At 63.8% G+C, this 25,182-nt stretch carries 26 protein-coding genes; 3 read left to right on the top strand and 23 right to left on the bottom strand.

Annotation, left to right across the window (positions count from 1 at the left end):
- Positions 1-16: 16 nt before the first annotated feature.
- The 6 genes from ACFULT_RS05295 to ACFULT_RS05270 form a co-directional block, all read right to left on the bottom strand.
- The gene (locus tag ACFULT_RS05295; RefSeq protein ID WP_378480845.1) at positions 17-1,411 is read right to left on the bottom strand and encodes an NAD-dependent succinate-semialdehyde dehydrogenase; all 1,395 of its coding nucleotides are present in this window, start codon (positions 1,409-1,411) and stop codon (positions 17-19) included.
- A 1-nt stretch (position 1,412) separates the two neighbouring features.
- Entirely contained in the window at positions 1,413-2,276 is an 864-nt protein-coding gene (locus ACFULT_RS05290) for an SDR family NAD(P)-dependent oxidoreductase (protein WP_094719602.1), read from the bottom strand.
- Positions 2,273-3,247: a fumarylacetoacetate hydrolase family protein gene (locus tag ACFULT_RS05285; RefSeq protein ID WP_080732921.1), complete on the bottom strand. Its 975-nt coding sequence runs from the start codon at positions 3,245-3,247 to the stop codon at positions 2,273-2,275. Before ACFULT_RS05285 ends, ACFULT_RS05290 begins: the two co-directional genes overlap by 4 nt.
- An 85-nt stretch (positions 3,248-3,332) precedes the next feature.
- Entirely contained in the window at positions 3,333-3,626 is a 294-nt protein-coding gene (locus ACFULT_RS05280; protein ID WP_094719603.1) for a putative quinol monooxygenase, read from the bottom strand.
- Between the two features lie 41 nt (positions 3,627-3,667).
- Positions 3,668-4,804 carry an FAD-dependent monooxygenase gene (locus ACFULT_RS05275; protein ID WP_094719604.1) on the bottom strand — a complete coding sequence of 379 codons (1,137 nt, stop codon included), beginning with the start codon at positions 4,802-4,804 and terminating at the stop codon, positions 3,668-3,670.
- A gap of 147 nt (positions 4,805-4,951) precedes the next feature.
- Positions 4,952-5,887, bottom strand: coding sequence for a VOC family protein (locus ACFULT_RS05270; protein WP_037108244.1), 936 nt, complete (start codon positions 5,885-5,887; stop codon positions 4,952-4,954).
- A 172-nt stretch (positions 5,888-6,059) separates the two neighbouring features.
- On the opposite strand from ACFULT_RS05270, the gene ACFULT_RS05265 reads away from it, so the two are divergent.
- Positions 6,060-7,016 carry a LysR family transcriptional regulator gene (locus ACFULT_RS05265; RefSeq protein ID WP_037108246.1) on the top strand — a complete coding sequence of 319 codons (957 nt, stop codon included), beginning with the start codon at positions 6,060-6,062 and terminating at the stop codon, positions 7,014-7,016.
- Here the strand turns inward: ACFULT_RS05265 and ACFULT_RS05260 are convergent.
- From ACFULT_RS05260 to ACFULT_RS05195, 14 genes are all read right to left on the bottom strand, one after another.
- Complete coding sequence (locus ACFULT_RS05260; protein ID WP_094719605.1) at positions 7,004-7,846, bottom strand: 3-hydroxyacyl-CoA dehydrogenase family protein; 843 nt, start codon at positions 7,844-7,846, stop codon at positions 7,004-7,006. The genes ACFULT_RS05265 and ACFULT_RS05260 overlap by 13 nt on opposite strands.
- A gap of 64 nt (positions 7,847-7,910) precedes the next feature.
- Positions 7,911-8,366, bottom strand: a complete 456-nt coding sequence (locus tag ACFULT_RS05255; RefSeq protein WP_378480844.1) for a MaoC/PaaZ C-terminal domain-containing protein — start codon at positions 8,364-8,366, stop codon at positions 7,911-7,913.
- Positions 8,363-9,346, bottom strand: coding sequence for an NADPH:quinone oxidoreductase family protein (locus ACFULT_RS05250; protein WP_094719607.1), 984 nt, complete (start codon positions 9,344-9,346; stop codon positions 8,363-8,365). The genes ACFULT_RS05255 and ACFULT_RS05250 overlap by 4 nt, the downstream gene beginning before the upstream one ends.
- 46 nt (positions 9,347-9,392) lie before the next feature.
- Positions 9,393-10,523 carry a CaiB/BaiF CoA transferase family protein gene (locus ACFULT_RS05245; RefSeq protein ID WP_378480843.1) on the bottom strand — a complete coding sequence of 377 codons (1,131 nt, stop codon included), beginning with the start codon at positions 10,521-10,523 and terminating at the stop codon, positions 9,393-9,395.
- Positions 10,520-12,187, bottom strand: a complete 1,668-nt coding sequence (locus ACFULT_RS05240; RefSeq protein WP_378480842.1) for an AMP-binding protein — start codon at positions 12,185-12,187, stop codon at positions 10,520-10,522. Before ACFULT_RS05240 ends, ACFULT_RS05245 begins: the two co-directional genes overlap by 4 nt.
- Positions 12,187-13,251, bottom strand: a complete 1,065-nt coding sequence (locus ACFULT_RS05235) for an acyl-CoA dehydrogenase family protein (RefSeq protein ID WP_378480841.1) — start codon at positions 13,249-13,251, stop codon at positions 12,187-12,189. The genes ACFULT_RS05240 and ACFULT_RS05235 overlap by 1 nt, the downstream gene beginning before the upstream one ends.
- Positions 13,248-14,024: an enoyl-CoA hydratase-related protein gene (locus tag ACFULT_RS05230; RefSeq protein ID WP_094719610.1), complete on the bottom strand. Its 777-nt coding sequence runs from the start codon at positions 14,022-14,024 to the stop codon at positions 13,248-13,250. Before ACFULT_RS05230 ends, ACFULT_RS05235 begins: the two co-directional genes overlap by 4 nt.
- 1 nt (position 14,025) lies before the next feature.
- Positions 14,026-14,913: a 3-hydroxyacyl-CoA dehydrogenase family protein gene (locus tag ACFULT_RS05225; protein ID WP_378480840.1), complete on the bottom strand. Its 888-nt coding sequence runs from the start codon at positions 14,911-14,913 to the stop codon at positions 14,026-14,028.
- A gap of 9 nt (positions 14,914-14,922) precedes the next feature.
- Entirely contained in the window at positions 14,923-15,801 is an 879-nt protein-coding gene (locus tag ACFULT_RS05220) for a 3-hydroxyacyl-CoA dehydrogenase family protein (RefSeq protein WP_037108779.1), read from the bottom strand.
- Positions 15,802-15,818: 17 nt separating this feature from the next.
- Positions 15,819-16,577 (bottom strand): SDR family NAD(P)-dependent oxidoreductase, encoded by a 759-nt coding sequence (locus tag ACFULT_RS05215; protein WP_037108270.1) that lies wholly within the window; start codon positions 16,575-16,577, stop codon positions 15,819-15,821.
- A complete protein-coding gene (locus ACFULT_RS05210) occupies positions 16,574-17,797 on the bottom strand; it encodes an acyl-CoA dehydrogenase family protein (protein WP_037108273.1) in 1,224 nt (407 codons plus the stop codon). The genes ACFULT_RS05215 and ACFULT_RS05210 overlap by 4 nt, the downstream gene beginning before the upstream one ends.
- A 3-nt stretch (positions 17,798-17,800) precedes the next feature.
- Positions 17,801-18,586: an enoyl-CoA hydratase/isomerase family protein gene (locus tag ACFULT_RS05205; protein WP_378480839.1), complete on the bottom strand. Its 786-nt coding sequence runs from the start codon at positions 18,584-18,586 to the stop codon at positions 17,801-17,803.
- Positions 18,583-19,815, bottom strand: coding sequence for a CaiB/BaiF CoA-transferase family protein (locus tag ACFULT_RS05200; RefSeq protein WP_094719614.1), 1,233 nt, complete (start codon positions 19,813-19,815; stop codon positions 18,583-18,585). Before ACFULT_RS05200 ends, ACFULT_RS05205 begins: the two co-directional genes overlap by 4 nt.
- A gap of 78 nt (positions 19,816-19,893) precedes the next feature.
- Positions 19,894-21,261: an MFS transporter gene (locus tag ACFULT_RS05195; protein WP_037108282.1), complete on the bottom strand. Its 1,368-nt coding sequence runs from the start codon at positions 21,259-21,261 to the stop codon at positions 19,894-19,896.
- A 326-nt stretch (positions 21,262-21,587) separates the two neighbouring features.
- Here ACFULT_RS05195 and ACFULT_RS05190 point away from each other — a divergent pair, with 326 nt between their 5' ends.
- Together ACFULT_RS05190 and ACFULT_RS05185 are read left to right on the top strand one after the other, a co-directional pair.
- The gene (locus ACFULT_RS05190) at positions 21,588-22,214 is read left to right on the top strand and encodes a TetR/AcrR family transcriptional regulator (protein WP_052059224.1); all 627 of its coding nucleotides are present in this window, start codon (positions 21,588-21,590) and stop codon (positions 22,212-22,214) included.
- A gap of 59 nt (positions 22,215-22,273) precedes the next feature.
- On the top strand, positions 22,274-23,011 hold the full coding sequence (locus ACFULT_RS05185) for a FadR/GntR family transcriptional regulator (protein ID WP_037108285.1): 738 nt from the start codon (positions 22,274-22,276) through the stop codon (positions 23,009-23,011).
- Positions 23,012-23,054: 43 nt separating this feature from the next.
- On the opposite strand, the gene ACFULT_RS05180 is transcribed toward ACFULT_RS05185, so the two are convergent.
- The 3 genes from ACFULT_RS05180 to ACFULT_RS05170 all read right to left on the bottom strand — a co-directional run bounded on the left by ACFULT_RS05180 (position 23,055) and on the right by ACFULT_RS05170 (position 25,027).
- On the bottom strand, positions 23,055-23,477 hold the full coding sequence (locus ACFULT_RS05180) for a phosphate acetyltransferase (protein ID WP_378480838.1): 423 nt from the start codon (positions 23,475-23,477) through the stop codon (positions 23,055-23,057).
- 381 nt (positions 23,478-23,858) lie between these two features.
- Positions 23,859-24,383 (bottom strand): hypothetical protein, encoded by a 525-nt coding sequence (locus tag ACFULT_RS05175; RefSeq protein WP_378480837.1) that lies wholly within the window; start codon positions 24,381-24,383, stop codon positions 23,859-23,861.
- A 320-nt stretch (positions 24,384-24,703) separates the two neighbouring features.
- Positions 24,704-25,027, bottom strand: coding sequence for a hypothetical protein (locus tag ACFULT_RS05170; protein WP_378480836.1), 324 nt, complete (start codon positions 25,025-25,027; stop codon positions 24,704-24,706).
- Between the last annotated feature and the right edge of the window lie 155 nt (positions 25,028-25,182).

Raw genomic sequence — 25,182 nt, 5'->3', positions numbered from 1 at the left:
GTTACTTCTGGTGCGCTCAGGCGCCGATCCAGGTGGTACGGATGTTGGTGAATTCGCGTATGCCTTCTTCGGAGAGTTCTCGACCGTGGCCGCTCCGTCTGGTTCCGCCGAAGGGCAAGCGAGCGTCCGAGGCCACAACGGCGTTGACGAACAATGCGCCGGAGGTGATTCGGCGTCCGACCGCCAGGGCTCGTTCGAGGTCGGCAGACCACACGCTCGCACCGAGTCCGAAGGCGCTGTCGTCCGCCAGACGTGCGGCGTGGTCGTCGTCGACGGCACGAATCACGGCTGCGACCGGACCGAAGGTCTCCTCCCTGAACGCCGGCATGTCGGTGGTGACGTCGGCGAGGACGGTCGGCTCGAAGAATGCTCCTGGGCCGGGGCGACGTGCACCGCCGGTGAGGATCTTTGCGCCACCGGAGACCGAGCGTTCGACCAGTCCTTCGAGCGCCGTGACCTGATCGAGTCGCGCCAACGGTCCGACCTGGGTCTGCGGGTCGGCGGGATCTCCTACCCGGAGCGCTGCGACGGCGTCGGTGAAACGACTCGTGAATTCCTCGGCGATCGACTCGGCGATGATGAACCGCTTTGCGGCAAGGCAACTCTGGCCGCTGTTGAGGAACCGAGACCGAACCGCCCCCTCCACTGCTCGCTCCACATCAGCGTCGTCGAGTACCACGAACGGATCCGATCCGCCCAGTTCGAGAACGGTCTTCTTCAGTGCGGACCCGGCCGCGGTCGCGACCGCGATCCCGGCTCGTTCGCTACCGGTCAGGGTGACCGCGGCGACGTGGGGGTCGTTGATCAGTGCGGTGGTCACCGCACCCACCTGCGCCTCGTCGACGAGCAAGGTGGTGAACAGCGATCGGGGTGCGTTCACCGATTCCGCAGCGTCGTGAAAGATTTCTTCTATTGCCAGCGCGCATCCGGTGACGGACGGGGCATGTTTGAGGAGCGCTGCGTTGCCTGCCGCGATTGCCGGTGCGCCGAAGCGGACGACCTGCCAGAACGGGAAGTTCCACGGCATGACCGCCAACACGACACCGAGAGGTTCGTAGCTGACCCAGCTCTGCGCTGCCGGCGAATCCACGATGCGGTCGGCGAGGAAGTCGGACGCATTCTCCGCGTAGAAGCGCGCGGTCCACGCGCACTTGTCGACCTCGGCCAGTGCCTCGGCTGTGGGTTTTCCCATCTCGGAGGTAGCCAGGGCAGCCAAGGCCTCGCGGCGCTCGGTCAGGCGATCTGCAACGGCGACGAGCATCGCGGTGCGCTGCTCCCGATCACTGGTGCGCCAAGCCTGGAAGGCCTCGTGCGCAGCGTCGACGCTCCGCTGGATGTCGGTGTCGCTGTGGGTGTTCCAGGTACCCAGGACATCACCGGTCGCTGGATCGATACTGGTCAGAGTTCCCATGTCACTTGAATCCTTCGGTGGGAGTCGGCTGGGACATGACTGCGTCGGCTGGGGGCATGACTGCGTCGGCTGGGGGCATGACTGCGTCGGAGAGGAACTTCACTCCGCCTTGGCTGGAGAATCCGCCGTCCACGGCGATCTCGGCACCGGAGATGTAGGTCGATTCGTCGCTCAACAGAAAGACGATGAGGTTCGCCATGTCGTCCACACTGCCGACTTTCCCCAGGGGCGTGCTGTCGATGTTGGCCTGGCGGAAGGTAGCGGGCGCGTTCGCGACCATCGGGGTTTCGATGTAACCGGGGTGAACGAGGTTGACGCGAATACCACGTGGCCCGAGTTCGAGACTTGCCACTTTCGACAGCCCCCGTACTGCCCATTTCGACGCCGTGTACGCGACTGTGTAATGGGGTGTGACAGCCGCGACGCTTCCGATCGTGACGATGGACGCCCCGGACTTCATCAGCGGCGCCATTGTCTGGATACCGAGAAGTGCGCCGGTGGTATTGACCCGGAACATGCGTTCCCAGTCCGCCACTTCGACGTCCATCAAGCGTGCGCGGTGGGTGAGTCCGGCGTTGTTGACCAATCCGTGAACCTCGCCGTACGTCTGGCTCAATTCTGCGCCGAGCGCCGCCCATGCCGCGGGATCCCCGACGTCGAGCTGGCGGTAGACGATGGCGCCGCCGAGGTCACCGAACTGCTGCGGATCGAGCTCCTCGGGGCGGGTGATGTCGGTGGCGACGACTCTCGCTCCCTGTGCTGCGAGTGCAAGCGCCTCCGCTGCGCCCTGCCCGCGGGCAGCACCGGTCACCACGACGACTTTGCCTGCCATACGTCCTGCCGCACCAGGTGTCGCGACGTTCATGCTCGGGCCTCCCTTGCTGCCTTGAGTGCGTCGAGGTCGGCGGCACGGGTAACCAGCTGCCGATCCGGGCGAGCTGCTACCACCTCGTTCGAGACGGTGCCGAGGATGTCGACCGTCATGGTTACGACGTCCCCGGTGCGCAGGGGCGGAGGATCCTGAACACCGCTACGCCCCCAGAACTCCGACAGTGCGCCGCGCCCACAGGTTCCCGATGCGACGAGGTCCCCCGCGCGTACCCATGCGGCACGAGATGCGTGCGCTATGAGCTCGGGAAAGGACCACCCCATGTGGGCAAGAGAATCCTCGCCGATGACCGCGTCGTTGACCTTCACCTGCATGCGCAGATCGTGTCGATCACCGATGCGGAACCCCTCGATCTCGTCGGGCGTGACCAGCCACGGCCCGATCGTCGTCGCGAAATCCTTGCCCTTGGCAGGGCCGAGACCGACTGCCATCTCCCGACGTTGGATATCGCGAGCCGACCAGTCGTTGACCACGAGATAGCCGGCGATGCACTCTCGTGCTTCGTCGGCGGTGAGGTCACGTCCGTCCCGCCCGATCACCACGCCGACTTCGAGTTCGAAGTCGAGACTGTCGGTGTCGGACGGGGGGACCACCGGCTCGTCGGCGCCGATCATGGCGTGGGGGTTGCCGAACAGAAATGTCGGTGCCTGTGCCCACGCGTTCATCGCAGCGGCCGGGTCGGGGCTCATCGACGACGCGCCTTGGACGTGTTCCTCGAAGGCCACGAAATCACGGAAGCTCCCGGGGTGAATCGGGGGGAGCAGTTCCACGTCCGTCAGCGCGACGCGGGGCGCATCGGCACCCGGAACGGCGCGTCGGACTGCGACGTCGAGGAGGTCTGTGCCGAGGGGGAACAACTCGAGGTGGTCGGGGGTCTCACCGTCCGGTGAGACCCCCACGATTGCCACTCGTGTTCCGGACTCGTGTCGTGCACGGGCGTACTTCATGACCGTTCTACCTTCGTTGGGCGCACTACCGCAGGACGCGACGTGATGTCGACGGTGCGCTGGGGAGGATGGGCGTCGTCTCGGGTCAGACGTCGAGGACCGTGCTGAACGCGCGCTCGCGGTTGGCCAGCGCCGGGATGGCCTTGCCGAGTGCGTACGTCTCGAAGTGCGGGTACGTACCGTGAGCCTTGAATGCGGCCTCGTCGTCGTACACCTCGAAAATGCGGAAGATCGAGGGCTGCTCGGGATCCTGGTGGACGATGTACGTCTGGCAACCCGGCTCGTTGCGGGAGGCCGGAGCGAGCTCGACGAGTGCTTCGTGCACGGTGCTCTCCTGGCCGGGCTGAGCGGTCCAGGTTGCGGAGCAGACGAACGACATGATGTATCTCTTTCTGTTGAAGGGTGTCGAGCGAAATTGAGTCAGAACGGTTGTGCGAGAATGCCCATCGACGCGCCCATGAGCGCTGCCGGGTCGGCTCCGGGGGTGTCCGGTTCGAGTTCCCACCGGGCGAGTTGTACCGAGTTCTCCACCACCATCTCGGCCCTGGCTTGTCGGCGTTGCATGAACAAGTCCAGGAGGGTCTCCACGTCGTGGTCCTGGCCGAGGAGCTCACCGAGCACGGCTCCGTCCTCGGTCGCCATGGCTGCACCTTGTGCGAGCATCGGGGGGCACGCATGTGCGGCGTCACCGATGAGCAGGACGCGGCCGCGGTGCCACGGTCCGTCGATGCGCAACGCTTCGAGGGTGCGGTAGTCGACCAGCGTGTCGGGGCCCATGTCCGCACGGATGTCGTCCCACAGTCCGTGGTAACCCTCGGTCCGTTCGGACATGATCTCGGGCAACGAGCCGGTGCCGAAATCGCTCAGCGGCAGATCGTCGTCGATGATGTAGGCGTACATGCGCTCCGGGCTGGTCGGGGTGAAACCGGCCTTGTACCGCGGGCCGCCGTAGAAGATCTGCGAGCACGTCATGTCCGCGGGCCGTGGACCTTCCATCCTGAAGATGGACATCCCGACCGACTGCGGTTGCGCATCGATGCCGATCGAACGGCGTACGGTGGAGCGGATCCCGTCGGCCCCGACGACGAGATCGAAGGTGTCTTCGGAACCGTCCGAGAACCTCACGGTGACACCGTCACTCGTGCTGTCGTCGTCGATCCCTTGGACGCACAGATTCATTCGAACGTCCACCCCGGATGCATCGACGGCGGTGCTGAGCACCCGCTGCAGATGGAACCGCATCGATCCCATGCCGGGAGGCAAGCCGGGGCCGCCCATCGGCGGCATGGGCATGTCGTTGATCAGGTTCCCGTCGGCGGTACGAAACTGAACGTGATCCCACGGATAGCCTGCCGCGAGGATGTCGTCGACTACTCCTACCCGGTCGAGCGCCATGAGCGCATTGCCCTGCAGGGTGATGCCGTGGCCGAGAGTAGGCCAGGCGCTCTGGCGTTCGGCCAGGACGACATCGATGCCATTGCGACGCATGGCAAGTGCTGCGACGGAGCCGGCGGTACCGCCTCCGACGACGAGCACACGATTGATGGATCGGGACATGGGTTTTCTCCTGGGAAGGACACGCGGACGCGCATCGTTGCGTGGCTGCCGGGCCCACGCGTCGTGTTTGCGGGCGGGTGTCCAGCACGTGAGATTCACTGACGATAGGAAGAACTCGACACAGGGTGTCGGTCGACGCTCGGAAGATCAGACCGGCGGCGCGACGAAGAGTGGGTCAGGGGTGTTGAACAGCTTCTTGGCGATCAGCTCGCCCATTTCGTCCGCAGTGCCCCACTGGTCTTGATTCTCGGGCTGGCTGATGTCGTAGACATGCGGATGCCAGGTGTCCTCGTCCAAAGTCTCGACGCCGTAGGTGTATTCGTGACCGTTGCCGTGGGGATCCAAGAAGTACATGAACACGTTGTCGCCGGCCATGTGGCGTCCCGGTCCCCACACCTTCTCCGTCCCGGCCCTCATTGCGCGGCCCGATCCGCGCATCCACTCTTCCAGTCCGCGCATCTCGAACGACGCGTGGTGCAGAGATACGTGCGGCGCTCGCGTGATGGCCAAGTTGTGGTGGTACGGGTTGCACCGCATGAAATACATCATCTCGCCGGCCTGAGGGTGAGCGAGCGTGTCCGACAGGTCGAAACCGAGTTGCTGCTCGTAGAAGCCACGGGTGCGCAGCGGGTCGGGCGAATTGATCACCGCGTGGGCCAGTCGCACCGGGATGGCTTCTCGCTCTTCGACCTTTCGGTGCCGGCGCGCAGCGACGTCGGAGGACACCTCGATCACGCGACCGTCGATGTCGAAGAATCGGAAGCCGTAACCGCCTCCTGGCGTCTGCATCGCCTGCGGTTCGGACACGATGCGGATGCCGTTGGCGATGAGCTGCTCGGCGAGCTTGTCGACGTCGGCCTCGTTGGCGGCACCGAATGCCAGCAGATCCAGTCGCTTCTCGGTGTCCTTGCGCAGACGGACGACATACTGCTCGGGCGAACCTTCTGCGGCGAAGAACGAGATACCCGTGTCCGACTCGGTCTGAGTCAAGCCCCAGGTGGTGCGATAGAACTCGACCTGATCCTCGTAGTCGGGGACCGCGAAGTCGACGTGACGCAAGTGCGTGATCAACCGGTTGCTCATGAAACTTCTCCTATATGGACGGGCTTCTGTCGACGCCTCGTTCGATGGCCGGTAGGTCGCTTGGTGAGACACAGCCTGTGGTGTGGGGCGATGTCTCCACTGTGCATGACCTCGATCACATAGGAAAGAGCGATTCGACGATGCCAGCAATAGGCACGAGCTATAGTGCGGAATGCCTCGAGTCAACCTGCGGGACTTCGATCTGAACATGTTGGTCACCCTCGACGCGCTCCTGCAGGAGAAGAACGTCACCAGGGCCGCACGCCGCCTGGGCGTCACTCAGCCGTCGGTCTCCGCCGCACTTGCCCGGCTTCGCCGCCACTTCGGCGACGACCTACTCCGTCGCACCGGCAGCCGATACGAGCTGACCTCGCTGGCGGAACTGCTCGCGACGCAGACTGCCCCGGCGCTTCTGGGGGTGCAGCGAGTACTCGACGTGGCACCCAGTTTCGATCCCGGTTCGTCCGAGCGGGAGTTCACGCTCATGATGAGCGATTACGCCACGACGATCTTCGCGGACTCGCTGTCCGGAGTCATCGCGGCGCAGGCTCCTGGGGTGCGGTTGATGTTCCGAGAGGTCAACGCATTCGCGGTCTCTCACGCCGCCGAAACACTACGAAGTGTGGATGGAATATTGTTGCCGCACGGATTCATTCACGATGTTCCGGCCGACAAGCTGTGGGAGGACACTTGGGTGTGCATCGTCTCCGGCGACAATGCACACGTGGGCGCTTCGGTCACGCTCGAGCAGTTGAAAAGCCTGCCGTGGATCGTGAGCTACAACAACGCGACGGCATTCACCCCAGCGGTCCAGCAGCTCCGCACGATCGGCATCGAACCGGACATCCGATCGGTTACCGAAAGCTTTCTTGCACTTCCCTTTCTGATCGCCGGGACCGACCGCATCGCACTGATACAAGCGCGGTTGGCCGACAGACTCCGCCACGCCGCCGACATTCGCATTCTGCCGTGCCCATGGGAGGTCAACCCTCTCGTCGAGGCGTTCTGGTGGCATCCGGCGATGCACGACGATCCCGCGCACGCATGGTTGCGGAAGTCGCTGCGCGAAGCCGGTCGCCGGCTCGAACGATCAGGCGCGCAGCCTCCGTCGAGAGCTCACCACTCGTAGAAGCCTCGTCCCGTCTTTCGCCCCAGATGTCCTGCGGCGACTTTCTCGCGCAACAGCGCCGGTGGATCGAACCGTGCGCCCACTTCGGCCGCCAGATGTTCGGCGATCGCCAACCGAACGTCGAGCCCGACCACGTCGGTGGTTCTCAGCGGTCCCATCGGGTGCTTGTACCCCAAAGTCATTGCGGTATCGATGTCTTCCGCCGACGCAACTCCGTCCTCGAGCATCCTGATAGCTTCCAGAGCGATCGCGACCCCGAGCCGTGACGACGCGAACCCCGGCGAGTCGGTCACGGTGATCGCCGTCTTGTCCAGAGACTCCACCCACAGCTGCGCACCGGAGACGACGTCGGCATCCGTTTTCGCTCCGACGACGATCTCCACCAGTTGGCTGGCGGGAACGGGATTGAAGAAGTGCAGTCCGAGGAATCGTTCCGGCCGAGTCAACGTCGCGGCGAGGTCGTCCACGGACAACGAACTGGTGTTGGTAGCGAGAACTGCGTCGGGTGCTGCCGCTTCCACACGAGCCAACACGGACGCTTTGAGCTCGACGATCTCCGGCACTGCTTCGACCACCAGGGTGCACCCGGCGAGCGCGGAGTCCTCGGTCGCAATCGTGAGTCGCTCGAGCGTTTCGTCCCGAGTCGAGTGCAGCGAACCACGTTCTGCTGCTGTGGCAACGCTGGTCCGCACACGCTCGCGCGCAGCATCACCCGCGGCCGAGTCGGCCTCGATGACAGTCACGTTCGATCCCGCGACGAGGAAGGCGTGGGCTATTCCGGCGCCCATTCGGCCTCCGCCGAATACTCCGACGTGCGTAGGCAGGGTCATCAGTTCTCCGATCCGAATCGTATGTTGTCCGAGTCGACTACGCGTACTCGGCTTCGCCACCCGGTCATGCCGGCCTTCGGGCGATCAGAAGCGTTTTCGTTCCTTGCTGAACGGTTGCACCGTGTTGGTCGAGCACGGTGACCGCGAAATCGACGATCCCCCGGTCCGTCCGATCGGAGACCGGTCGCTGGCCCGACACTCGATACTCCACCCGGATCGTGTCTCCGAAATGGATAGGACCTCGAAATCTCCAGTCCCCGATCCCCACCAACGCCAGCACCGATTCGTCGAGCTCGCCGGTGCGGGCCCACATCAAACCGTGAGCGAACGTCAGGCCCAGCAAGCCGTGCGCAATGCGAGTGCCGAAGGCCGTCGTCTTCGCGTATTCCTCACTCGTGTGCAGCGGGAAATGATCGCCGGTGAGACCGGCGAAGTTCCCTACGTCGGCCTCGGTGATGGTGCGCGAAGGACTCGACCACGACCTCCCGACGGTCAGATCGTCGAACCACAGCGACGTCATCCCAATCCGGTCGTCACGACGACCTTCCCCTTGACCTTCCCATCCTTGACGTATTGCATTGCGTCCCCGACCTTGTCCAACGAATATGTGGAGTCGACCGCCGCGTTCAGTTCTCCCTTGTCGAACCGCTCGAACATCTCGGCCATCGTCGAGCGCATCAGTTCCGGATCGCGATCGCGGTAGTCACTGCTCTGCAGACCGATGATGCTGATGCTCTTGACGAGGACATGACCCGGTTTGATCGGGTTCTGCCCACCGGCCGCGAAGCCGACGATGACGATACGGCCCTCCCACGCGGTCGCTCGAATGATCTGGGTCAGGAAATCGCCGCCGAGCATTTCGAGTACGACGTCGACGCCACGACCGTCGGTTGCGGCGAGAAGGTCGTCGCGTAGGGTCTCCGGAGTCGATGTCAGGACCACGTCGGCCCCCTGTCGACGGGCCAGTTCGCCTTTGGCTTCGTCCTGGGCGAGGGCGATCACGCGTGCACCCCACGCCTTCGCCACCTGCACGCCGGCCGACCCGACCCCACCGCCTGCACCGGTGACGAGAACGGTCTCACCCGGCCGCATCTGACCGCGTCGAAGCAGTCCGAAGTACGCCGTCGAATACACCAACCCGAATGCTGCAGCTTCTTCGTAGCTCATGCTGTCGGGCAGTGGCATCACCAGCTCCGCCGACACCCTCAACTGTTCGGCGTAACCGCCGTATTCGACTAGTGCCAGTACGCGTTCGCCCACCGACAGCCGGGTGACCCCGTCACCGACGGCGATGACTCGTCCCGCGGCCTCCTTACCCGGGCTGAACGGACGATCAGGCAAGTTCTGGTAGCTGCCTTCTACGACCAGAATGTCCGGGAAGTTGATGCTGACCGCACCGATCTCGATCACCACTTCGCCTGGCCCGGGCTGCAGGTCCGGCACGTCCTCCACGACGAGCGTCGACGGCGGGCCGAATTCCTTGACAAGTGCTGCGCGCATGAATCAATCCTGTTCTCGAACGAAAATGTGTGTAGGGCGGACCGATTCAATCCCAGAGTGGTCCATCGGGTAGTTCCTGGAGAGCGGGATACGGCACCGTCTCACCGACGCCGCGCAGCCCGGGGACAAGCGGACTCGGCAGTGTGGCGAACGACGCCTGCCGGTCGCCCGGTTGGGATACCCGCTCGGGCGTATCGACGTCCACCAGCGACGTCTCGACCGCCTCGTCCCAGCTGGCGACCACGACGGTACAGACGTCTTCACCGTCGAGCACCTCGCGCCAGTGCACCGCGCTGTGCCGGGAGAACACTTCGGTCAGGGCGGAGATGACAGCTTCTTCGTTTCCGGCGTCGTCGTGGAATTTCTCGTCGAGCCCCACGAGGGCGACCAGACGATCCCAGAACTTCTGTTCCAGTGCAGCACAGGCGATATGCCGACCGTCACTCGTCGGGTAGATGTGGTAGCGCGGGCTACCGCCGGTCAGTTGTTCGGCGCCGGGTCGTGGCCAGGACCCGCCGGCCTGGTGCGCTGCGAAGTATCCGTAGCTCAGGACCTGCAGGTTGTGGGCCATCGACACCTGAATGTGGCGGCCCTTGCCGGTCTTGTCGACCTGGCGCAGTGCGAGCAGGATGTTCACCACCGCCGGGTACGTACCTGCAGCGATGTCCGCCAGCACCGTGACCGGCAGCGAAGGTGATCCGGACGAGTCTCTGACGACCCCGAGCAGTCCGGTCTCCGCAAGATAGTTGAGGTCGTGTCCTGCCCGAGCAGCGTGCGGGCCCGTCGGCCCGTATCCGGTTATGGAACAGTAGATCACGCGGGGATTGACCGATTCGATCGCGTCGAAACCCAAGCCGAGGCGATCCGCGACACCTGGCCTGAACTGCTCGATCACCACATCGGCTTCGGCAGCGAGCTCGACGACGCGGTCCCGTTGAGCGGGGTCCTTGAAGTCGACACCGTACGCGCGCTTACCTCGATTGAGGACAGCATAGTTCGCACTGGCGTCACCGAATTTCGGCTCGTACGAGCGCATTTCGTCACCGCGACCGGGTCGCTCCAACTTGACCACGTCGGCGCCTGCCTCGGCGAGAAACAGCGTCGCGAGCGGGCCGGGCAACAGCGTCGACAGGTCGAGCACCTTCACCCCGTCGAGGGGCAGATCGGTGTCGGTCACAGAACCATCTCCCGCAACTTGAACTTCTGGATCTTTCCGCTCGGTGTCATGGGCAACTCGGGCATGCTGACGACGCGTTCGGGCAGGTAGTGCTTGGACATGCCCTGTTCGAGGAGGTACGCCGACAGGGTCTCCACGGTGAAGTCGGCGAACCCGTCCTTGACGACGATCACTGCGCACACCCGTTCACCGAGTCGCTCGTCGGGAATGCCAATGACCGCGACGTTCAGCACCTCGGGGTGATCGAAAATGGCCGATTCCACGTCGGTCACGGGGATGTTCTCCCCGCCCCTGATGATGATGTCCTTCGTGCGGCCGCGCAGGGACAACCAACCGTTGCCGTCCACACTCGCCCGATCACCGGTACGAAACCACAGCCCCGGGAGGTACGAATCCTCGGTCGCGTCACGGCGATCGTAATAACCGAAAACGACACCCGGTCCCCGCATCAACAGATCCCCGACCTCGTCGGCTCCGACCTCGACACCGTCGGGATCGACGACCTTGACCGCCGATCCGGCGAACAGCGACCCGTCGGTGCGCTGAATCTCGGACGGTGAATCGGGCGTGCACGAGCTCATGATGCTGCACTCGGTCAACCCCCATGCCGGGCAGATGTAGGCACCCAGTGCAGCCTGCGCCTGGGCGGGTAGATTTCGTGGTACCGACGATCCTGCGACCACGATGCACTTCAGCGGACAGTCCGGATCGCCCGCGAGGCTGGTCCGCATCATGTCCTGCAGGAAGGTCGGGGCTCCGAAGAAGCTCGTGACGCCTTCCTCGCGGATGACCTGAACACCCCACACCGGATCCCAGCGATCGACGTGCACTGCGGTTCCGCACAGCAACGTCGTCAGGACGATGCCCCATTCGAATCCGGTATGGTGCCCGGCCGGCGATGCCACCAGTTGCACCATCGGATCACCCCAGACGTCGGCACCGACGTGCTCGGCCTGTCGACGAGCCGAGTAGATCAGCGTGTCGTGACTGTGCATGGCGCCCTTGGGCTCTCCGGTCGTACCCGAGGTGAACCCCAGGTAGCACAACCGGCCGGGCTCCGGGTCCGCGAACCGCCGAGTCGGAATGTCGGCGTACGACGACCAGAGGGACTCCCCCGCGCGTAGATCGCTCGCGTCGTCGTCGATGATCACGACGTGTTCGAGCGTCGGAATCTGTTCACGCAGAACTCGGGAGAGCTCGAGATGCTCCGTACTGCGCCACCGACGCGGGATCACAAGCACTCTGGCTTTGCTGCGTCGCAGGATCGCCGCGGCCTGCTGCTCTCCGTAGGCGACAGGAATGCCGGCGTAGATGGCGCCGATCTCGTTGATCCCGAACACCAACTCCGCGTACTCGACCCAGTTCGGCAACATCAGTACCACTGCATCACCGACACCGACGCCGAGGGAAGACAGGACGCTGGCGGCGTGGGTGGCGTTCGCGTCGAACTCTGTGTACGAACGGGTGACGCGGTCACCGTCGGATCTGCGTCCGACGAGAGCCTCGCGGTCCGGGTACCGAGATGCGGCGTCGGTGAGCAGTGATCGAATCGACCGGTTCTCCCACCACCCGGCCTCGCGCCACTGCGCTGCTGTTTCCTCGTCGATCGGGGTGTATTGACCGTCGAGGAGGTCTGCGATCGGCGAGAACGTATCCGCGCTCATCACGCGTCCTTTCGTAGTGCAGAGGCCACCGGCGCGAGTCCGACCAGGCTTCTGGCTGTGAACAAAGCTGCGCCGCTCGAATCTGCTGCGGCTCGCAGAGATACAGCGTCACGCAATCTGCGTTCGGCGCTGTACTCGGTCAGATACCCGTACCCACCGTGTGACTGCAGCGCCTTGGCTGCCACGTCGATCGCAGTGTCACACGCAGCTCGTAGCGCGGCCAGCACCGCCAGCTCACCGTCCGCACCGTGCGCCGCGAGAAGAGAGACCGCCGAGTGCGCGGCCTGGTCCAGAATCGACTGCCGCACAGTCGGAATGGCAGTCAGCGCGTCTCCGAACTGGCGTCGCTCGGTCGCGTACTCGAGCGCGTCGTGCGCTGCGCCCGCTGCCAAGCCGGCGGCGACAGTTGCCGCGCCCCACCGCAGCCGAGAGCGAGCCGATGCCACATCGGCGCCTGCGATCTCGTGCCACCCGCCCGCGCCCGCGTCGATGTCCAGCGCACGTGTGAAGGCGCCACCCAGACCCGTTCGGCGCAATGGCTCGGCGTCGATTGCCGTGGGTTCGATCACCAGCGCGGTGTCCTCTGTCCCGAGAACCACCACGTAGGGGTGCTCGTGGGCAGCGTCCACACGGGCGATACTGCCGGACAACCCATCACCGTCGCGTCCGAGTCGCACGTGCACCGACATCTCGTCGACGACTGCGACAGCCGCGGATCCTTCGTGGACACGGGTGCACAGGTCGGTGAATCGTTCGTCGCCCGCCAACACGTCGACAGCGGCGTGTGCTTGAACCGACGCCCATCCGAGCGCAGGCCACGAGCGGCCGAGCCGCTCGAACACCACGGACGTCGTCACGCGGTCGGCCCCGCCTCCGCCGGCATTCTCGGCTGTACCCAGCGTCCAGACGCCGAGGGCGGCAAGTTCACCGACCAGGTTCGCAACGGTCGTCGTATCGTCGTGCAGGACGAGGTCATGTGCCTGAGAGAACGCATCGAGCATGGCCTGAAGGTCCAGTTCGTCGGGCCCCAGTTCCGTACCCCACCAACTGCTCTTGACGGTCACGACCAGAATCTTTCGGTGTCGGGCTGACGACGAGCACCGAAGGCTTCGCTCATCTCGTGTGCCTCCTGAGACTGCAAGTACAGGCTCAGATGCTGATCGTGAGCCATCCGGGCCTGTCCGGACACGCCGTTGTGGCGTGCCGAAAACGCGCCCTTCATACCGCCGATGGCGAGGGGGCTGCGCGTCGCGATCTCCTGAGCAACTTCGGTGGCACGGGAGGACAATTCCTCCGCTGACACCACCTCGTTGACCAAGCCCATTCCCAACGCCTGATCGGCGGTGTACTTCTTGTTCAGGTACCACATCTCCTTGGCACGTTTACGGCCGATGGTGTCTTCGAGGTACCAGCTGCCGTAGCCGGCGTCGAAGCTGCCGACCATCGGTCCGACCTGCCGGAACAGCGCATTGGACGAGGCGATGGTCAGGTCGCACACCGTGTGCAGGACGTTGCCGCCGCCGACTGCAAATCCGTTGACCGCGGCGATTATCGGCTTCGGGATGGTGTCGATGGCTTGGTAGACATCGATGATGGGCAAGACCTGCGATTGATCCAGCGAGGTGACCGGATCGTGCTCACCACCGATGCAGAAGAACTTCTCCCCCGCTCCGGTCAGGACAGCCGCACGCAACGATCTGTCCAGACGTAGCTTCTGCATTGCGTCGAACAGTTCGAGGCAGGTCTGATGACGGAACTTGTTTCCCGCCTCGGGCCGATTGATGGTGATCGTCAGGACCGGGCCGTCGACCGTCGTGAGGATGTCTTCGTATGTCATGTCAGTGGCCCTTCGGGGTCGTGTCGTCGGTTCGGAATCCGCGGCCGTTCTTGTTGCCCAGGCGCCCGGCGGCCACCATTTGCCGCAGCAGCGGCGGCGGCGCGAACCGTTCGTCCAGGGTGGCGTCGTAGGCGGCCTGCGTGGCGTGCAGATGGACGTCGAGGCCGATGATGTCGAGCATTTTCAGCGGGCCCGTCTTGTATCCGAGGCCGAGCTCGAGGGCGACGTCGATGTCCTCCGCGGTCGCCAACTCGTTGTCGAATTCTCCGATGACGTCGTTCAGGTACGGCAACAGAAGTGAATTGACCAGGAAGCCCGGCCTGTCCTTGACGACGACTGGGCTCTTGTTCTCCAGCGAGTGCACCAGCTCGACCAGCCGGTCGATCAGATCGTCGTCGGTTTGCAGCGCCCGAACGACCTCGACGGTCTTCATCACCGGCGCCGGGTTGAAGAAGTGCAATCCGGCGACCCGTTCCGGGTTATCAAGGCCTGCAGCGAGGTCGGTCACGGACAATGCCGAGGTGTTGGTCAGAATCGGAACGGCGGGCCCGACGACGTCCGCCACCGAAGCGAGGAGCCCCTTCTTGACGTCGGGGTTCTCGCTCACCGATTCGAGGATCAGGTCGACTTCGGCCAGGTCCGCGATCGACGTGGTACCGGCGATCCGCCCCAGAACAGCGTCCTTCTCGGATTCGGTGGCCTTGCCGCGTTCGATGCCTCCGTCGAGAAACTGTGCGATCGAGGCCGACCCGGCGTCGATGCGCTCGCGATCGGTCTCGAGAACGATGACCGTGCGGCCGGATGCCGCGAAGACCTGGGCGATTCCCGCCCCCATGGTGCCGAACCCGAGGACGCCGATCGTGGGAAATTCCGGTGTTGACTCACTCATTGCTGCTCCTCAGGATCCGAAAAGTCGGGTGTCGTCGTAGTCGTAGAATCCACGTCCGGTCTTACGGCCGAGATCGCCTGCGGCGACCATGCGTTCGACCATCGGGGGCGGGAAGAACTTCGGGTCACGGAGTTGCTCGTACAACCTCGTTGCGACCTGTTGATGAATGTCCATTCCCACGATGTCGAGCAGACGGAACGGGCCCATCGGGTGCCCGAGCGATCCGAGCACGGCCGCATCGATGGATTCCTTGGTTCCCAGACCGGCGTCGAGAGCTCTGATGCACGAGTTCTCCCACGGAATCAAGAACCGATTGACGATGAAGCCCGGACGATCCTGGGTGACCACGCTGGTCTTGCCCAGCGACGCCATGAACTCGATCGTCGCCTTGTGCGCCCACGTCGCCGTGTGGCGTCCGTCGGCGACCTCGACCAGTTTCATCAGCGGCGCCGGGTTGCAGTAGTGCGTCCCGACCACTCGTTCCTGATGCTTCGACCCCGAGGCGATACCGGTGACCGACAGTGTCGACGTATTGGTGTGGAACAGAGTCGATTCCGAGACGATGTCGTCGAGCGAGGCGAAGAGATCCTTCTTCAATTCCAGGCTCTCGTAGACGGCCTCCACGACCACCTCGCACGGCGCCAGGTCTTTCAGGTCGGTGGTTCCCACGATCCTGTCCTTGGCGCGCTGCCCGGTCTCGGCGTCGAGCTTTCCGAGCGCGATGCTCTTGTCGAAGAACCCGTGCACCGTATCGATGCCGCGCTGCAAGTTCGCGGAATCGATGTCGAAGAGGATCGTTCGGTGTTCCGCGCGCGCCATGACGGTCGCAATACCCGACCCCATGGTTCCGGCGCCGAGTACAGCTACGGTCTTGCTCTCGTTGTTCATTGCTTCTCCTGGGTCTGTCATCGGACGCTCTGGCCACCGTCGATGACGATGACTTCGCCGGTCATGAAGCTCGATTCGCTACCTGCAAGCAGGAGAAGCCACGGCCGTAGTTCGTCGGGTTGTCCCATCCGGCGGGCCGGAATCGCGCGAACCACGCGGGCCAGAGAATCAGGATCCTCTCGCATGTCGGCGTTGAGCGGGGTCGCGAAATATCCGGGCGCGATGGCGTTGACCTGCACATCATGGCGCGCCCACTCGATTGCCATCGAACGGGTGAAGGCAATGACCCCGGCTTTCGACGCCGAGTACGCACCGTGGTTGGCAACGCCCTGCAGCGCGAAGTTGGACGCGATGTTGACGACCTTGCCGGAACGCTGCGCCACGAAATGCCGACCGGCCGCTCGTGTTGCCAGGAAGGTACCGCGAAGGTTGGTGGCGACGACGCGATCCCACTCGTCGGCCGACTGATCGATCAGCGGAGTCGATGCCACGATTCCCGAGTTGTTGACCAGAATGTCGACCCTACCGAAGGTCTCGACGGTAGCCTCCACCATACGTTCGACGGACGACTCGTCGGTGATATCGGTAGGGCACGCAAGCGCCTGCCCACCTTCGGCTTTGACGCCGTCGACGAAGCTGTCGAGTTCGCTGACGGTCCGCGAGGCAACCGACACCGAAGCTCCTGCGTCGACGAGTGCGTGGGCCATCGATCGACCGAGACCGCGGCCGGCTCCGGTGACGATGGCGACTTTGCCTGCCAACGGGGTGGTGGTCATGACAACTCCTTCAGCGAGCGTGTTGTTTCGCGTCCGATCAGCAGACGTTGAATTTCGTTGGTGCCGTCGTAGATCTGGGTGATCTTGGCGTCGCGTAGGCATCGCTCGACGCCGATGTGTGCCAGGTCCCCGTATGGCCCGAGGATTCGAGCGGCCTCGACCGATGCCTCGAATCCGAGGTCCGTGCAGGACTGCTTCATCACACCGATCTGCCCCGGGGTGACACCGGGGTCGGTGTCTACGAGACGCGCAGTGGAGTGCAGCAGCAGCCGACCCTGCAGGATCTTCCCGCGCAGATCTGCGAGAGCGAAGACATGCTCGTCGGGAATCTTGGTGCCGTAGAGCATTTTCAGGCATGCAAGCGTTCGCGCGTAGGCCGACCGTGCGATACCGACTCCCTGGGCAGCCGCACTGATACGACTCTTGACGACCGACCCCATCACCACCGACCACCCTTTGCCCTCTTCTCCGAGAAGGTTGCGGCGCGGAATCGAGGCATGATCGAAGAACAGTTCTGCGGTACTCGAACCGTTCATTCCCATCTTGTGGAAAGGCTGTCCACCCGTCACACCGTCCCACCCGCCCTCGACCACGAACGCGGTGATGCCATCGCGCTTGCGGGCACGGTCGACGGTGGCGAAGCAGATGATCACATCGGCTCGATCGCCGGTGGTGATGAACGTCTTCTGTCCCGTCAACGACCACCCCTCGGCTGTGGGAGTCGCGGTGGTGGTCATGCTGGCCACATCGGACCCTGCGTCGGGTTCGGTGATACCGAGCGAGCCGTAGGCCGACGCGTCGAGCAGACCCGGAATGTACTGTTGCTGCAGCTCTTCCGAACCGGCGATGAAAATCGGATACGCCGCGTGCATCTGCGTCATGAACACGAGACTGGTCGCAGCGCACCCCGCAGTGATCTCCTCCATCGCAACGGCGTACGCGACGTTGGTATCGCCGGTGCCGCCGAGGTGTTCGGGAAAGATCAGTCCGCAGAGCCCCGCCGCCGCGAGCGCCTGCACACTGTCGTGCGCGAAGGTATGCGTCGCGTCCAACTCCGCAGCGCGAGGCGCGACCTCACGCGATACCACCTCGCGAGTGAGTGCACGGATGTCGCGCTCACGCACTGTCAGTGAGATGTCCGCAGCCGGCTCGTCGAGCAGTGCATGCAGTGCAACATAGGCTTTGGGATCGGTGTCCATTGCCAGTAGATCGATGCTCATCGTCTATGCCTCCGGGTTGTCGAACCGCGCCGGGCGGCGCTCGAGGAATGCGCCGATTCCTTCGGTGGACTCGTCGCCGGCCACGGCCAGTGCGGCCAGACCGGTTTCGATGGCCAGGCCTGCGTCGAGAGTGGAGTCACGACCCGCCCCGACGGCGGAGAGGATGCTGCGTACTGCGTCGGGTCCTTGCGCAGCGATTTTCTCCGCCAGGTCGAGTGCAGTGGGCAGAAGGTCGTCCGGACTGGTCGGCGGTATCGGGGTGAGCCCCAGCTCGAACGCTCGCGCGGCGCTCAGGCGGGCACCGGTCAGCATCATGTACGCCGCGGTGCGTTCACCGATCGCACGAGGCAGCCGCTGCGTACCGCCGTATCCCGGTATGAGTCCGAGTCCGGACTCGGGCAACCCGAGCGATGCCGATGTCGACAGAACGGGAAAGGTCGCGGTGAGGGCGAGCTCGAATCCACCGCCGAGCGCGAGCCCGTTGACTGCGGCAATGACCGGTATCGGAAGTTGCTCGATCAGACGAAACGCTCGCTGACCGTCGGTCATCGTCCGCCGCGCCGTATCCGGCGTCATGCCGGCAAGCTCTTTGAGATCGGCCCCGGCGCTGAATGCCTTTTTGCCCGAGCCCGTCACGATCACGGCACGCGTCGAGCGATCGGCCGCGGCATCGCTCATGGAGGCCAGTAGCGCACCGATCACGTCCGCGTTCAGAGCGTTGAAGGCCTCCGGGCGGTCGATGGTCAATGTGGTGACGGAGCCGGATCGCTCGGTCGTGACAACGCTCATGAGATGGTCTGTGCTTTCTTGGCTGTGGATGCAGCGACAACCGCGTCGGAGGCGATCAAGGCGTCGACCTCGTCGGGTTCGTAACCGAGCCCGAGGAGGACCTCCCGTGAATGCTCACCGAGATCGGGGAATCGCTCGTTCCGCGGGGGGACCGTCGCAAGCCGAAATGGACTGTGCACCGTCACCAGCTGGTCCGCGGAGTCCGGCACGTTCATCAGTGAGCCGCGCGCAACGACCTGCGGATCCTTGACCACTTCCGACAACGTCTGGACCAGGGATGCCGGAACGTCGATCTCACCGAACACTCGAAGCCACTCCGCCGCGGTCCGGCCCTGGAGCTTCGCCGCGGCCTGCTCGGTGATTCTCGCGCGTCCGGCACGACGCCCGGCGTTGTCGGCAAGCGACGGATCGGCGGCGAGATCGGTCAATCCCAGAGCCGTGCAGAATCTCTGCCACATCGAGTCGTTTCCGATCGCGACGACGATGGTGCGATCCGACGCCTCGAACGTCTGATAGACGGCGAGTACCGAGTCGGTTCCACCGCTCGGGGCAGGCTCGGGCTCACCTGCGTGGAACGCGGCGATCCTCGGCGCCATCAACGCAAGGTCGGTGTCGAGCAAGGACACGTCGATGGTTTCGCCCTCACCGGTCCGCGCCTGCCGCACGAGTGCCGCGTTGATCGCAATGGATGCGCACATTCCGGTGACGACGTCGGACAGTGCCGTGGACACGCGCTGCGGGCTCCCACCCGCTGCGCCGGTCACCGACATCAATCCCGAACGCGCCTGGGCAACAAGATCATAACCGGGCAAGCTACTGTCCGGACCGGTCAACCCGAATCCTGACATCGCACAGTAGATCAGCCTGGAGTTGCGTGCCCGCAGGGATTCTCCGTCGATTCCCATGCGCTCCAGTTTCGCAGGATTCATGTTCTGCAGGAAGACATCGGCGTTGTCGAGCAAACGAAAGAGGACTTCGCGTCCTTCTTCGGTCCGCAGGTTGAGTACCAACGACTTCTTGTTGCGGTTGGCCGATGCGAACCAGGCGGAGGTCCCGTCGACGAACGGCGGCCCCCACCCCCGCGCATCGTCACCGTGGCCTGGGCGCTCGACTTTGATGACGGACGCACCGAGGTCCGCCAGGTACATCGACGCCGTCGGGCCGGCGTACGAAGTGGTCATGTCGACCACGGTCACTCCATGCAACGGGCCCTGGTTCTCGAGGTTCATATCTGTCCTTCGTGTATCGAACGTGTTCGACGCCGTGCGCCACGCCGGTGGCGACGTGGCGCACTGGGGCTCCGAAGATCACACGTTGCGTGCGACATCGCTGTCGGTCGTCGCGGCCCTGGCCGAGCCGGCCCGGTCGTGGTCACCAGGTGTTTCCACCCAGTTGATTTCGTCGTTCTTGGACTCTCGCGACAGTCCGACGGCGACGATGGTGAGCAGACCGCCGATGGCGATGTAGATCGACAGTGGCCATGCTGCATCGAAGTGATCCAGCAGTGCCGCGGCAATGAACGGGACAGGAGCGCTGAAGGCCAGGCCACCGATGGTGTACGCGATACCGGCGCCGCTGTAGCGCAGCTGGGTGGGAAAGATCTCGGGCAGAAAGCTCGCCTGCGGCCCGTAGGTGAGCGCATGGCAGATCGGTAGCGCCAAGAACAGTGCGAAGAAGATCGCCAGCGTGTTGTGCGTGTCCAGCAGCCAGAAGAAGGGGAATGCCATGAGCGCTGTCGCAGCGGCGCCGACCATCATGATCGGGCGACGGCCGAAGCGGTCACAGAGGGTGCCGACGTAAGGAATCGTGAAGATCTGAATGAACGAGGCAACGCAGACTGCGCCGAGCACGGTGTTGCGCCCCACTCCCTCGTCTGCTCCGTAGGTGAGCGCGAAGACGGTCGCCATGTAGAACGGAATGTTCGCTGCGGCAATCGAAAGCGCTCCGAGGAAAACGCCCTTTCCTGCACGCTGGAACACGACGGCGGCGGGGTAACGCTCTTCTTGCTTGCTGTTCTTGAGTTCCTTGAACGCCGGTGAGTCTTCGATCTTCAGACGGATGTAGAGACCGGTGAGCACCAGCAGCGAGCTGAGCAGGAACGGAACACGCCATCCCCAGGAAAGCAGGTCTTCCTCCGGAAGCTGCTGGACGAAGTAGAACATGCCGGTCGCCAGAACCAAGCCGAGCGGGACCCCGACCTGCGGCCAGCTTGCGTAGAAGCCGCGCTTGCCCTTGGGTGCGTGTTCCACTGCCATCAGGACTGCACCGCCCCATTCTCCGCCGAGGGCGAGGCCCTGAAGCAGACGGCACAGGACCAGCAGGATCGGCGCCAACATTCCCACCTGGTCGAATGTGGGAAGCACACCGATGGCCACGGTACCGGCGCCCATCAGCAGCAAGCTGGTGACCAGCATCTGCTTCCGTCCGACCCGGTCGCCGAAGTGTCCGAAGATCAGAGCACCGAGTGGGCGCGCCACGAAGGCGACGCCGAAGGTCGCGAACGACGCCAGCGTCCCGACCAGCGGGCTGAGGTCGGGAAAGAACAGTTTGCCGAAGACGAGGGCGGCAGCCGTGCCGAAGATGAAGAAGTCGAAGAACTCGATCGTCGTACCGACCAGACTCGCCGTGGCAACTTTCGTGATCGATGCCTTCGGCGGTGGCGAAGTGGTGCTCATTGATTTCCTTCCGGGGCCGATTGCCTCGCCGCACTGTGAGGTGGCCGCGACGGCGTCTATTCGGTGACGGCTGTCACGTTAGACGTAAGGAGACCGATTGTGCAAGGTCCAACATTTACGAATATGTACAACACCACCACCGCAGGTTTTCGCGGCCTGCCTGACGAGTTACGCCGGAAGACGAGATCATCGTGTCATCTTGCGGGTCGATTCGGACCGATACGTCCGACTGAATGCTCCGACATGAGAATCACCGGTACATTGCGGGTCGCGAGCGTCGGGTCGCCACCAAGAGGTCCGACGCCACACAAGCTCCGAGAGGGTGCATGGACAAGAAACTTCGGGCCGACACACAACGAACGCGGGACCGTCTTCTCGACGCCGCAGGACGCCTCATCGAGGAACGAGGGCTGGACTTCTCGCTGCCGGACCTCGCTCGCGAGGCAGGGGTGAGTACTGCGACGGTGTATCGACATTTCGACGCGTTGATCGAACTTCGACGGCAGTTCTACGAGCGCGCCGTGTCACGACTGCTGGTGGAATTGGACGCTTTGGCCGAGAATTCGGCCGGGTTTCGCCTGTACTACGCGGTGTGCGCACGGGTGGTCGAGCACTACGAGACGTGGGCACGGCCTGCGTCGGTCGTCAGGTCTTCGCGTGGTTACCTGGAGAGGCTCAACGAAGGCGACGGTGCCATCGCGGAGCACTACGCATTGTTCGAGCGAGTGTTGACGAACTTGATCGAACTGGGGATCGTCCCCGACCAGAATCGGCCGACGGCACTGTTGCTGTGGGCCACGGTGTTCGACGAGCGCGTCTACTTGGACTTCAGATTCGGACAGGGCCTGTCGATCGACGACACGTGCCGAACGATGTCCCACAGCGTCCTGGCGATACTGCGTTCCCCGCCGATGCACGGACTTCTGCCTAATGATGGGGTCGATGAATGGTAACGTGCGTCACGGATGCCAACGTCCAACATTAACCGTAGTGGCATAAGGGGAACTGACGGATGCCGATCGAAAGTGAAGTCGCACGCAAGCCGATAGGGCAAGCAGTCCTGCGGCCTCGCCAACAGGTCGAAGAGACGATCAAATCGGCCATCCTGTCGGGCGACCTCAAGAGCGGCGAGATGCTGCCGCCCGAAGCCGAACTGGCCCGTCAGTTCAACGTCAGCCGAACTACGTTGAGAGAAGCACTTCGAGTCCTGTCCTCGCAGCACCTGATCCTCAAGGTGCCCGGCGCTCGCGGCGGAAACTTCGTCCAGTCCGTCGACTTCCGATCCCTGGGAACGGTCATGACCGAAGCCGTCGACAACCTCATGACTCTGGGAAGCATCCGCTTCGAGGAGGTCGCCGACGTCCGGCAACAGCTCGAGGTACCCGCCGTGCGGCTTGCTGCGGCGAACCGCAGCAGCGAGGACCTGGCTCGACTGTCGGACATAGTCGCACGCCAGAAGTCGGCCTCGGTCGACGATCCCGAGATTCCCGACCTCGACCGACAGTTTCACACGCACATCGCCCAGGCGTCCGGCAACAGGGTGTTGGCCTCGTTCGTCGCCACACTGCACCACGCCACCGAGCCGGTGCACTACCTCGACCTTTCCCCGGAAGTCGGCAGAGACACCGTCAGACAGCACGCAGCAATCCTGCGCGCCATCAAGAACCAGGATGCCGACGCAGGCGAGGTCGCGATCATCGAGCACCTGACCTACCTACGTCGACACATCCTCGCGCATCGCGAAAACTGACGCTACAGAACGCGGCAGACGACCAGATCTACGTTGCTGAAGTCTATTTGCCGGCGAGACCCGTTGCTGCTGCGAGGTATTCACGTGCGTCTCGAAATGTCTGCGTCACGCCGCGTCCCGCGACGGCGCGGTACCGACTGATCTGGTCGTCGTCGAGAAGATCGAGCACCGTGCTGGAATCCACGTGCATCCATCCACCGTCGCGGACCAGTTCGTGGGCGCGTTTGCCCTGCAGGGCAGAAATGCCCTCGACCCGGATGCCATTCGGGTCGGTCGACGCCGCGAGGTAGTAGGCCTTCTTGCCGGGGTAACCGGCCTTGACCTTCGCACGTAACCGCAGGACCGCGTCGGCCGCGTCGTCGATGGCAGACGACTTTTCATCGGAGCCCGACTCGGCAGCAGCGACTCGCGCAATCTCCGCATCCAGTCCAGCAAGCAATGTGGCCAGGTATTCGAGATCGCTCATCGCCTCATGATGCCCTACGACGCAAAGAAAATATCGGCGACCAGATCTAGCCCGACGATGGTCCCGTCGGCGTGCACACCACTGAGCATCGTGGCACGACGATCGCTCACAGCACTCGACGACGTCGAGCAACACCTGACCGTGCTGCTCGATCACCACCTCACCCAGGCAAACCCTCGCCGACAGCGGTGCCCCCGTAGAACAGGCAGACGAAACTCATCTCCACCTGCACTGTGCGGGTCATACGGCTGCGCGTACTTCATCGCACTCGCGTGCCCACCTGACGGATACGCGTAATCGGTTGCTGCGCCCAATGATTCCCACGGACTTCGCACGACGAGGGATCCGCCACCTCACGGCCGCATGAGCGCTCGGAGGTCGTCAGCCGGCGCTGCCGCTGCCGAGGAGTGCACCGAGATCCGGTGCCGTCGGTGCCGGATCTCCGATCGTCACGATGGGGGAAGCCTGCTGCACGGTGTAGGAGACCCACGGCGTGGTGGCCAGGACCTCTGCGAGGCCGGGATAGTCGGAAACCCAGACTGTGGCGGGGTCTACGTTCTCCGTGGCGCATGTGGCGAGCGCAACGTACGTGCCTGCGGGAATGCCGGTGACCGATTGCGTGCTTACTCCGCTCTGTCCAGCGTCCTCGTTCGAGTACAGCGTTTGACCGCTGCCGACGATCTCCCAGACCGGGGGTAGTACACCGCCTGGTGCGGCAGCCAGCGAAGTAGCGCAAGTCAGAGTGCTACCGGAATTGTTGGTGATCGTGTTGGTCACCGTCGACCCGTCAACCGCGAATTGGTAGGTTACATCCGATGCTCCCGTCGCCGACGCGGTCGCGGGAATGGCCAATAGCACGGGGGCGCAGACACATGCACCGAGCAGGAACCGGTTGATCGATCGCATCGCAATCCTCTTCGTCGAGTGAACAATGTTCGAGTTGTCAGCATGCCGCAAAAAGAACCAAGCGGCACTTTTCGGACCGAACGCCGACGAATGACATGAGAATCAAGCAAGAGAACCGAAACCCGGCCGCACAATTACAGTCCAGTGCACCCCGTTCCACACGTTCGAAACCGACCGCGTGTGCGCCCGATCGACTTTCTGTCAAGAGCCCAGGTCATCGATACGGCGGTTCCCACTGCGGTCGAGGTGATCGGAGTTGCGTTCGGTCATCAGGTCGCTTCGTCCCCCGGCCGCTGCCGTGCGCGATCGCGGAAGCGAGATCAGGTAAGGCCTGCATCAAGCGATCTACGCCGCTGAGCTCGATCGGACGCAGCACGACCGGTCGCGTCGCAAACCAGCGCCACCGCCCGTTGCGGCAGATGCTCGGACGTCTGGACCAAGTTGGTGATGGCGCTGGAGGACAGAAAAACAGCGTCGGCGAGGTCGACGACCAGACCCCCTCGGCGTCGGCAGCCGCGGTGGATGCGGCTGTTGCCGGATCCGGCCCAGCGGACATGTCCAGCTCGCCGAACAGTCAGCACTCGGGTGCGCCCTGCCGAGGTGAGAACTGCGCGAAACGGTGACGGATCCGCGTCGTCAGTCACCACAAGTGCACATTCCTCTGCGATGTCCACTACTTCATGGATGTCCACAGCATCATGCCCGTTTCAGTACCCGTCGTCCGCGCAGTCAACCCTCGACGTCCCGTTCGCATCAGCCTCTCTCGGACCGCACCACGACGACAGCAGTGACGCTTTGC

Source organism: Rhodococcus sp. NPDC057297 (assembly GCF_042667435.1).
In the GTDB taxonomy this organism is placed as follows: Bacteria; Actinomycetota; Actinomycetes; order Mycobacteriales; family Mycobacteriaceae; genus Rhodococcoides.
This window is presented reverse-complemented; position numbering and strand designations above follow the sequence as displayed.

Bases quoted from the DNA above. Each gene is read 5' to 3' on its own strand.
- ACFULT_RS05295 (WP_378480845.1), bottom strand. From the start codon at position 1,411: ATGGGAACTCTGACCAGTATCGATCCAGCGACCGGTGATGTCCTGGGT.
- ACFULT_RS05195 (WP_037108282.1), bottom strand. From the start codon at position 21,261: ATGAGCACCACTTCGCCACCGCCGAAGGCATCGATCACGAAAGTTGCC.
- ACFULT_RS05185 (WP_037108285.1), top strand. From the start codon at position 22,274: ATGCCGATCGAAAGTGAAGTCGCACGCAAGCCGATAGGGCAAGCAGTC.
- ACFULT_RS05215 (WP_037108270.1), bottom strand. From the start codon at position 16,577: ATGACCACCACCCCGTTGGCAGGCAAAGTCGCCATCGTCACCGGAGCC.
- ACFULT_RS05200 (WP_094719614.1), bottom strand. From the start codon at position 19,815: ATGAACCTCGAGAACCAGGGCCCGTTGCATGGAGTGACCGTGGTCGAC.
- ACFULT_RS05205 (WP_378480839.1), bottom strand. From the start codon at position 18,586: ATGAGCGTTGTCACGACCGAGCGATCCGGCTCCGTCACCACATTGACC.
- ACFULT_RS05265 (WP_037108246.1), top strand. From the start codon at position 6,060: ATGCCTCGAGTCAACCTGCGGGACTTCGATCTGAACATGTTGGTCACC.
- ACFULT_RS05180 (WP_378480838.1), bottom strand. From the start codon at position 23,477: ATGAGCGATCTCGAATACCTGGCCACATTGCTTGCTGGACTGGATGCG.
- ACFULT_RS05190 (WP_052059224.1), top strand. From the start codon at position 21,588: ATGGACAAGAAACTTCGGGCCGACACACAACGAACGCGGGACCGTCTT.
- ACFULT_RS05250 (WP_094719607.1), bottom strand. From the start codon at position 9,346: ATGCGCGCAGCACTTGTCAAGGAATTCGGCCCGCCGTCGACGCTCGTC.
- ACFULT_RS05285 (WP_080732921.1), bottom strand. From the start codon at position 3,247: ATGAAGTACGCCCGTGCACGACACGAGTCCGGAACACGAGTGGCAATC.
- ACFULT_RS05220 (WP_037108779.1), bottom strand. From the start codon at position 15,801: ATGAACAACGAGAGCAAGACCGTAGCTGTACTCGGCGCCGGAACCATG.
- ACFULT_RS05255 (WP_378480844.1), bottom strand. From the start codon at position 8,366: ATGACGTCGCTGTGGTTCGACGATCTGACCGTCGGGAGGTCGTGGTCG.
- ACFULT_RS05175 (WP_378480837.1), bottom strand. From the start codon at position 24,383: ATGCGATCGATCAACCGGTTCCTGCTCGGTGCATGTGTCTGCGCCCCC.
- ACFULT_RS05260 (WP_094719605.1), bottom strand. From the start codon at position 7,846: ATGACCCTGCCTACGCACGTCGGAGTATTCGGCGGAGGCCGAATGGGC.
- ACFULT_RS05270 (WP_037108244.1), bottom strand. From the start codon at position 5,887: ATGAGCAACCGGTTGATCACGCACTTGCGTCACGTCGACTTCGCGGTC.
- ACFULT_RS05290 (WP_094719602.1), bottom strand. From the start codon at position 2,276: ATGAACGTCGCGACACCTGGTGCGGCAGGACGTATGGCAGGCAAAGTC.
- ACFULT_RS05275 (WP_094719604.1), bottom strand. From the start codon at position 4,804: ATGTCCCGATCCATCAATCGTGTGCTCGTCGTCGGAGGCGGTACCGCC.
- ACFULT_RS05280 (WP_094719603.1), bottom strand. From the start codon at position 3,626: ATGTCGTTCGTCTGCTCCGCAACCTGGACCGCTCAGCCCGGCCAGGAG.
- ACFULT_RS05225 (WP_378480840.1), bottom strand. From the start codon at position 14,913: ATGAGTGAGTCAACACCGGAATTTCCCACGATCGGCGTCCTCGGGTTC.
- ACFULT_RS05230 (WP_094719610.1), bottom strand. From the start codon at position 14,024: ATGACATACGAAGACATCCTCACGACGGTCGACGGCCCGGTCCTGACG.
- ACFULT_RS05210 (WP_037108273.1), bottom strand. From the start codon at position 17,797: ATGAGCATCGATCTACTGGCAATGGACACCGATCCCAAAGCCTATGTT.
- ACFULT_RS05240 (WP_378480842.1), bottom strand. From the start codon at position 12,187: ATGAGCGCGGATACGTTCTCGCCGATCGCAGACCTCCTCGACGGTCAA.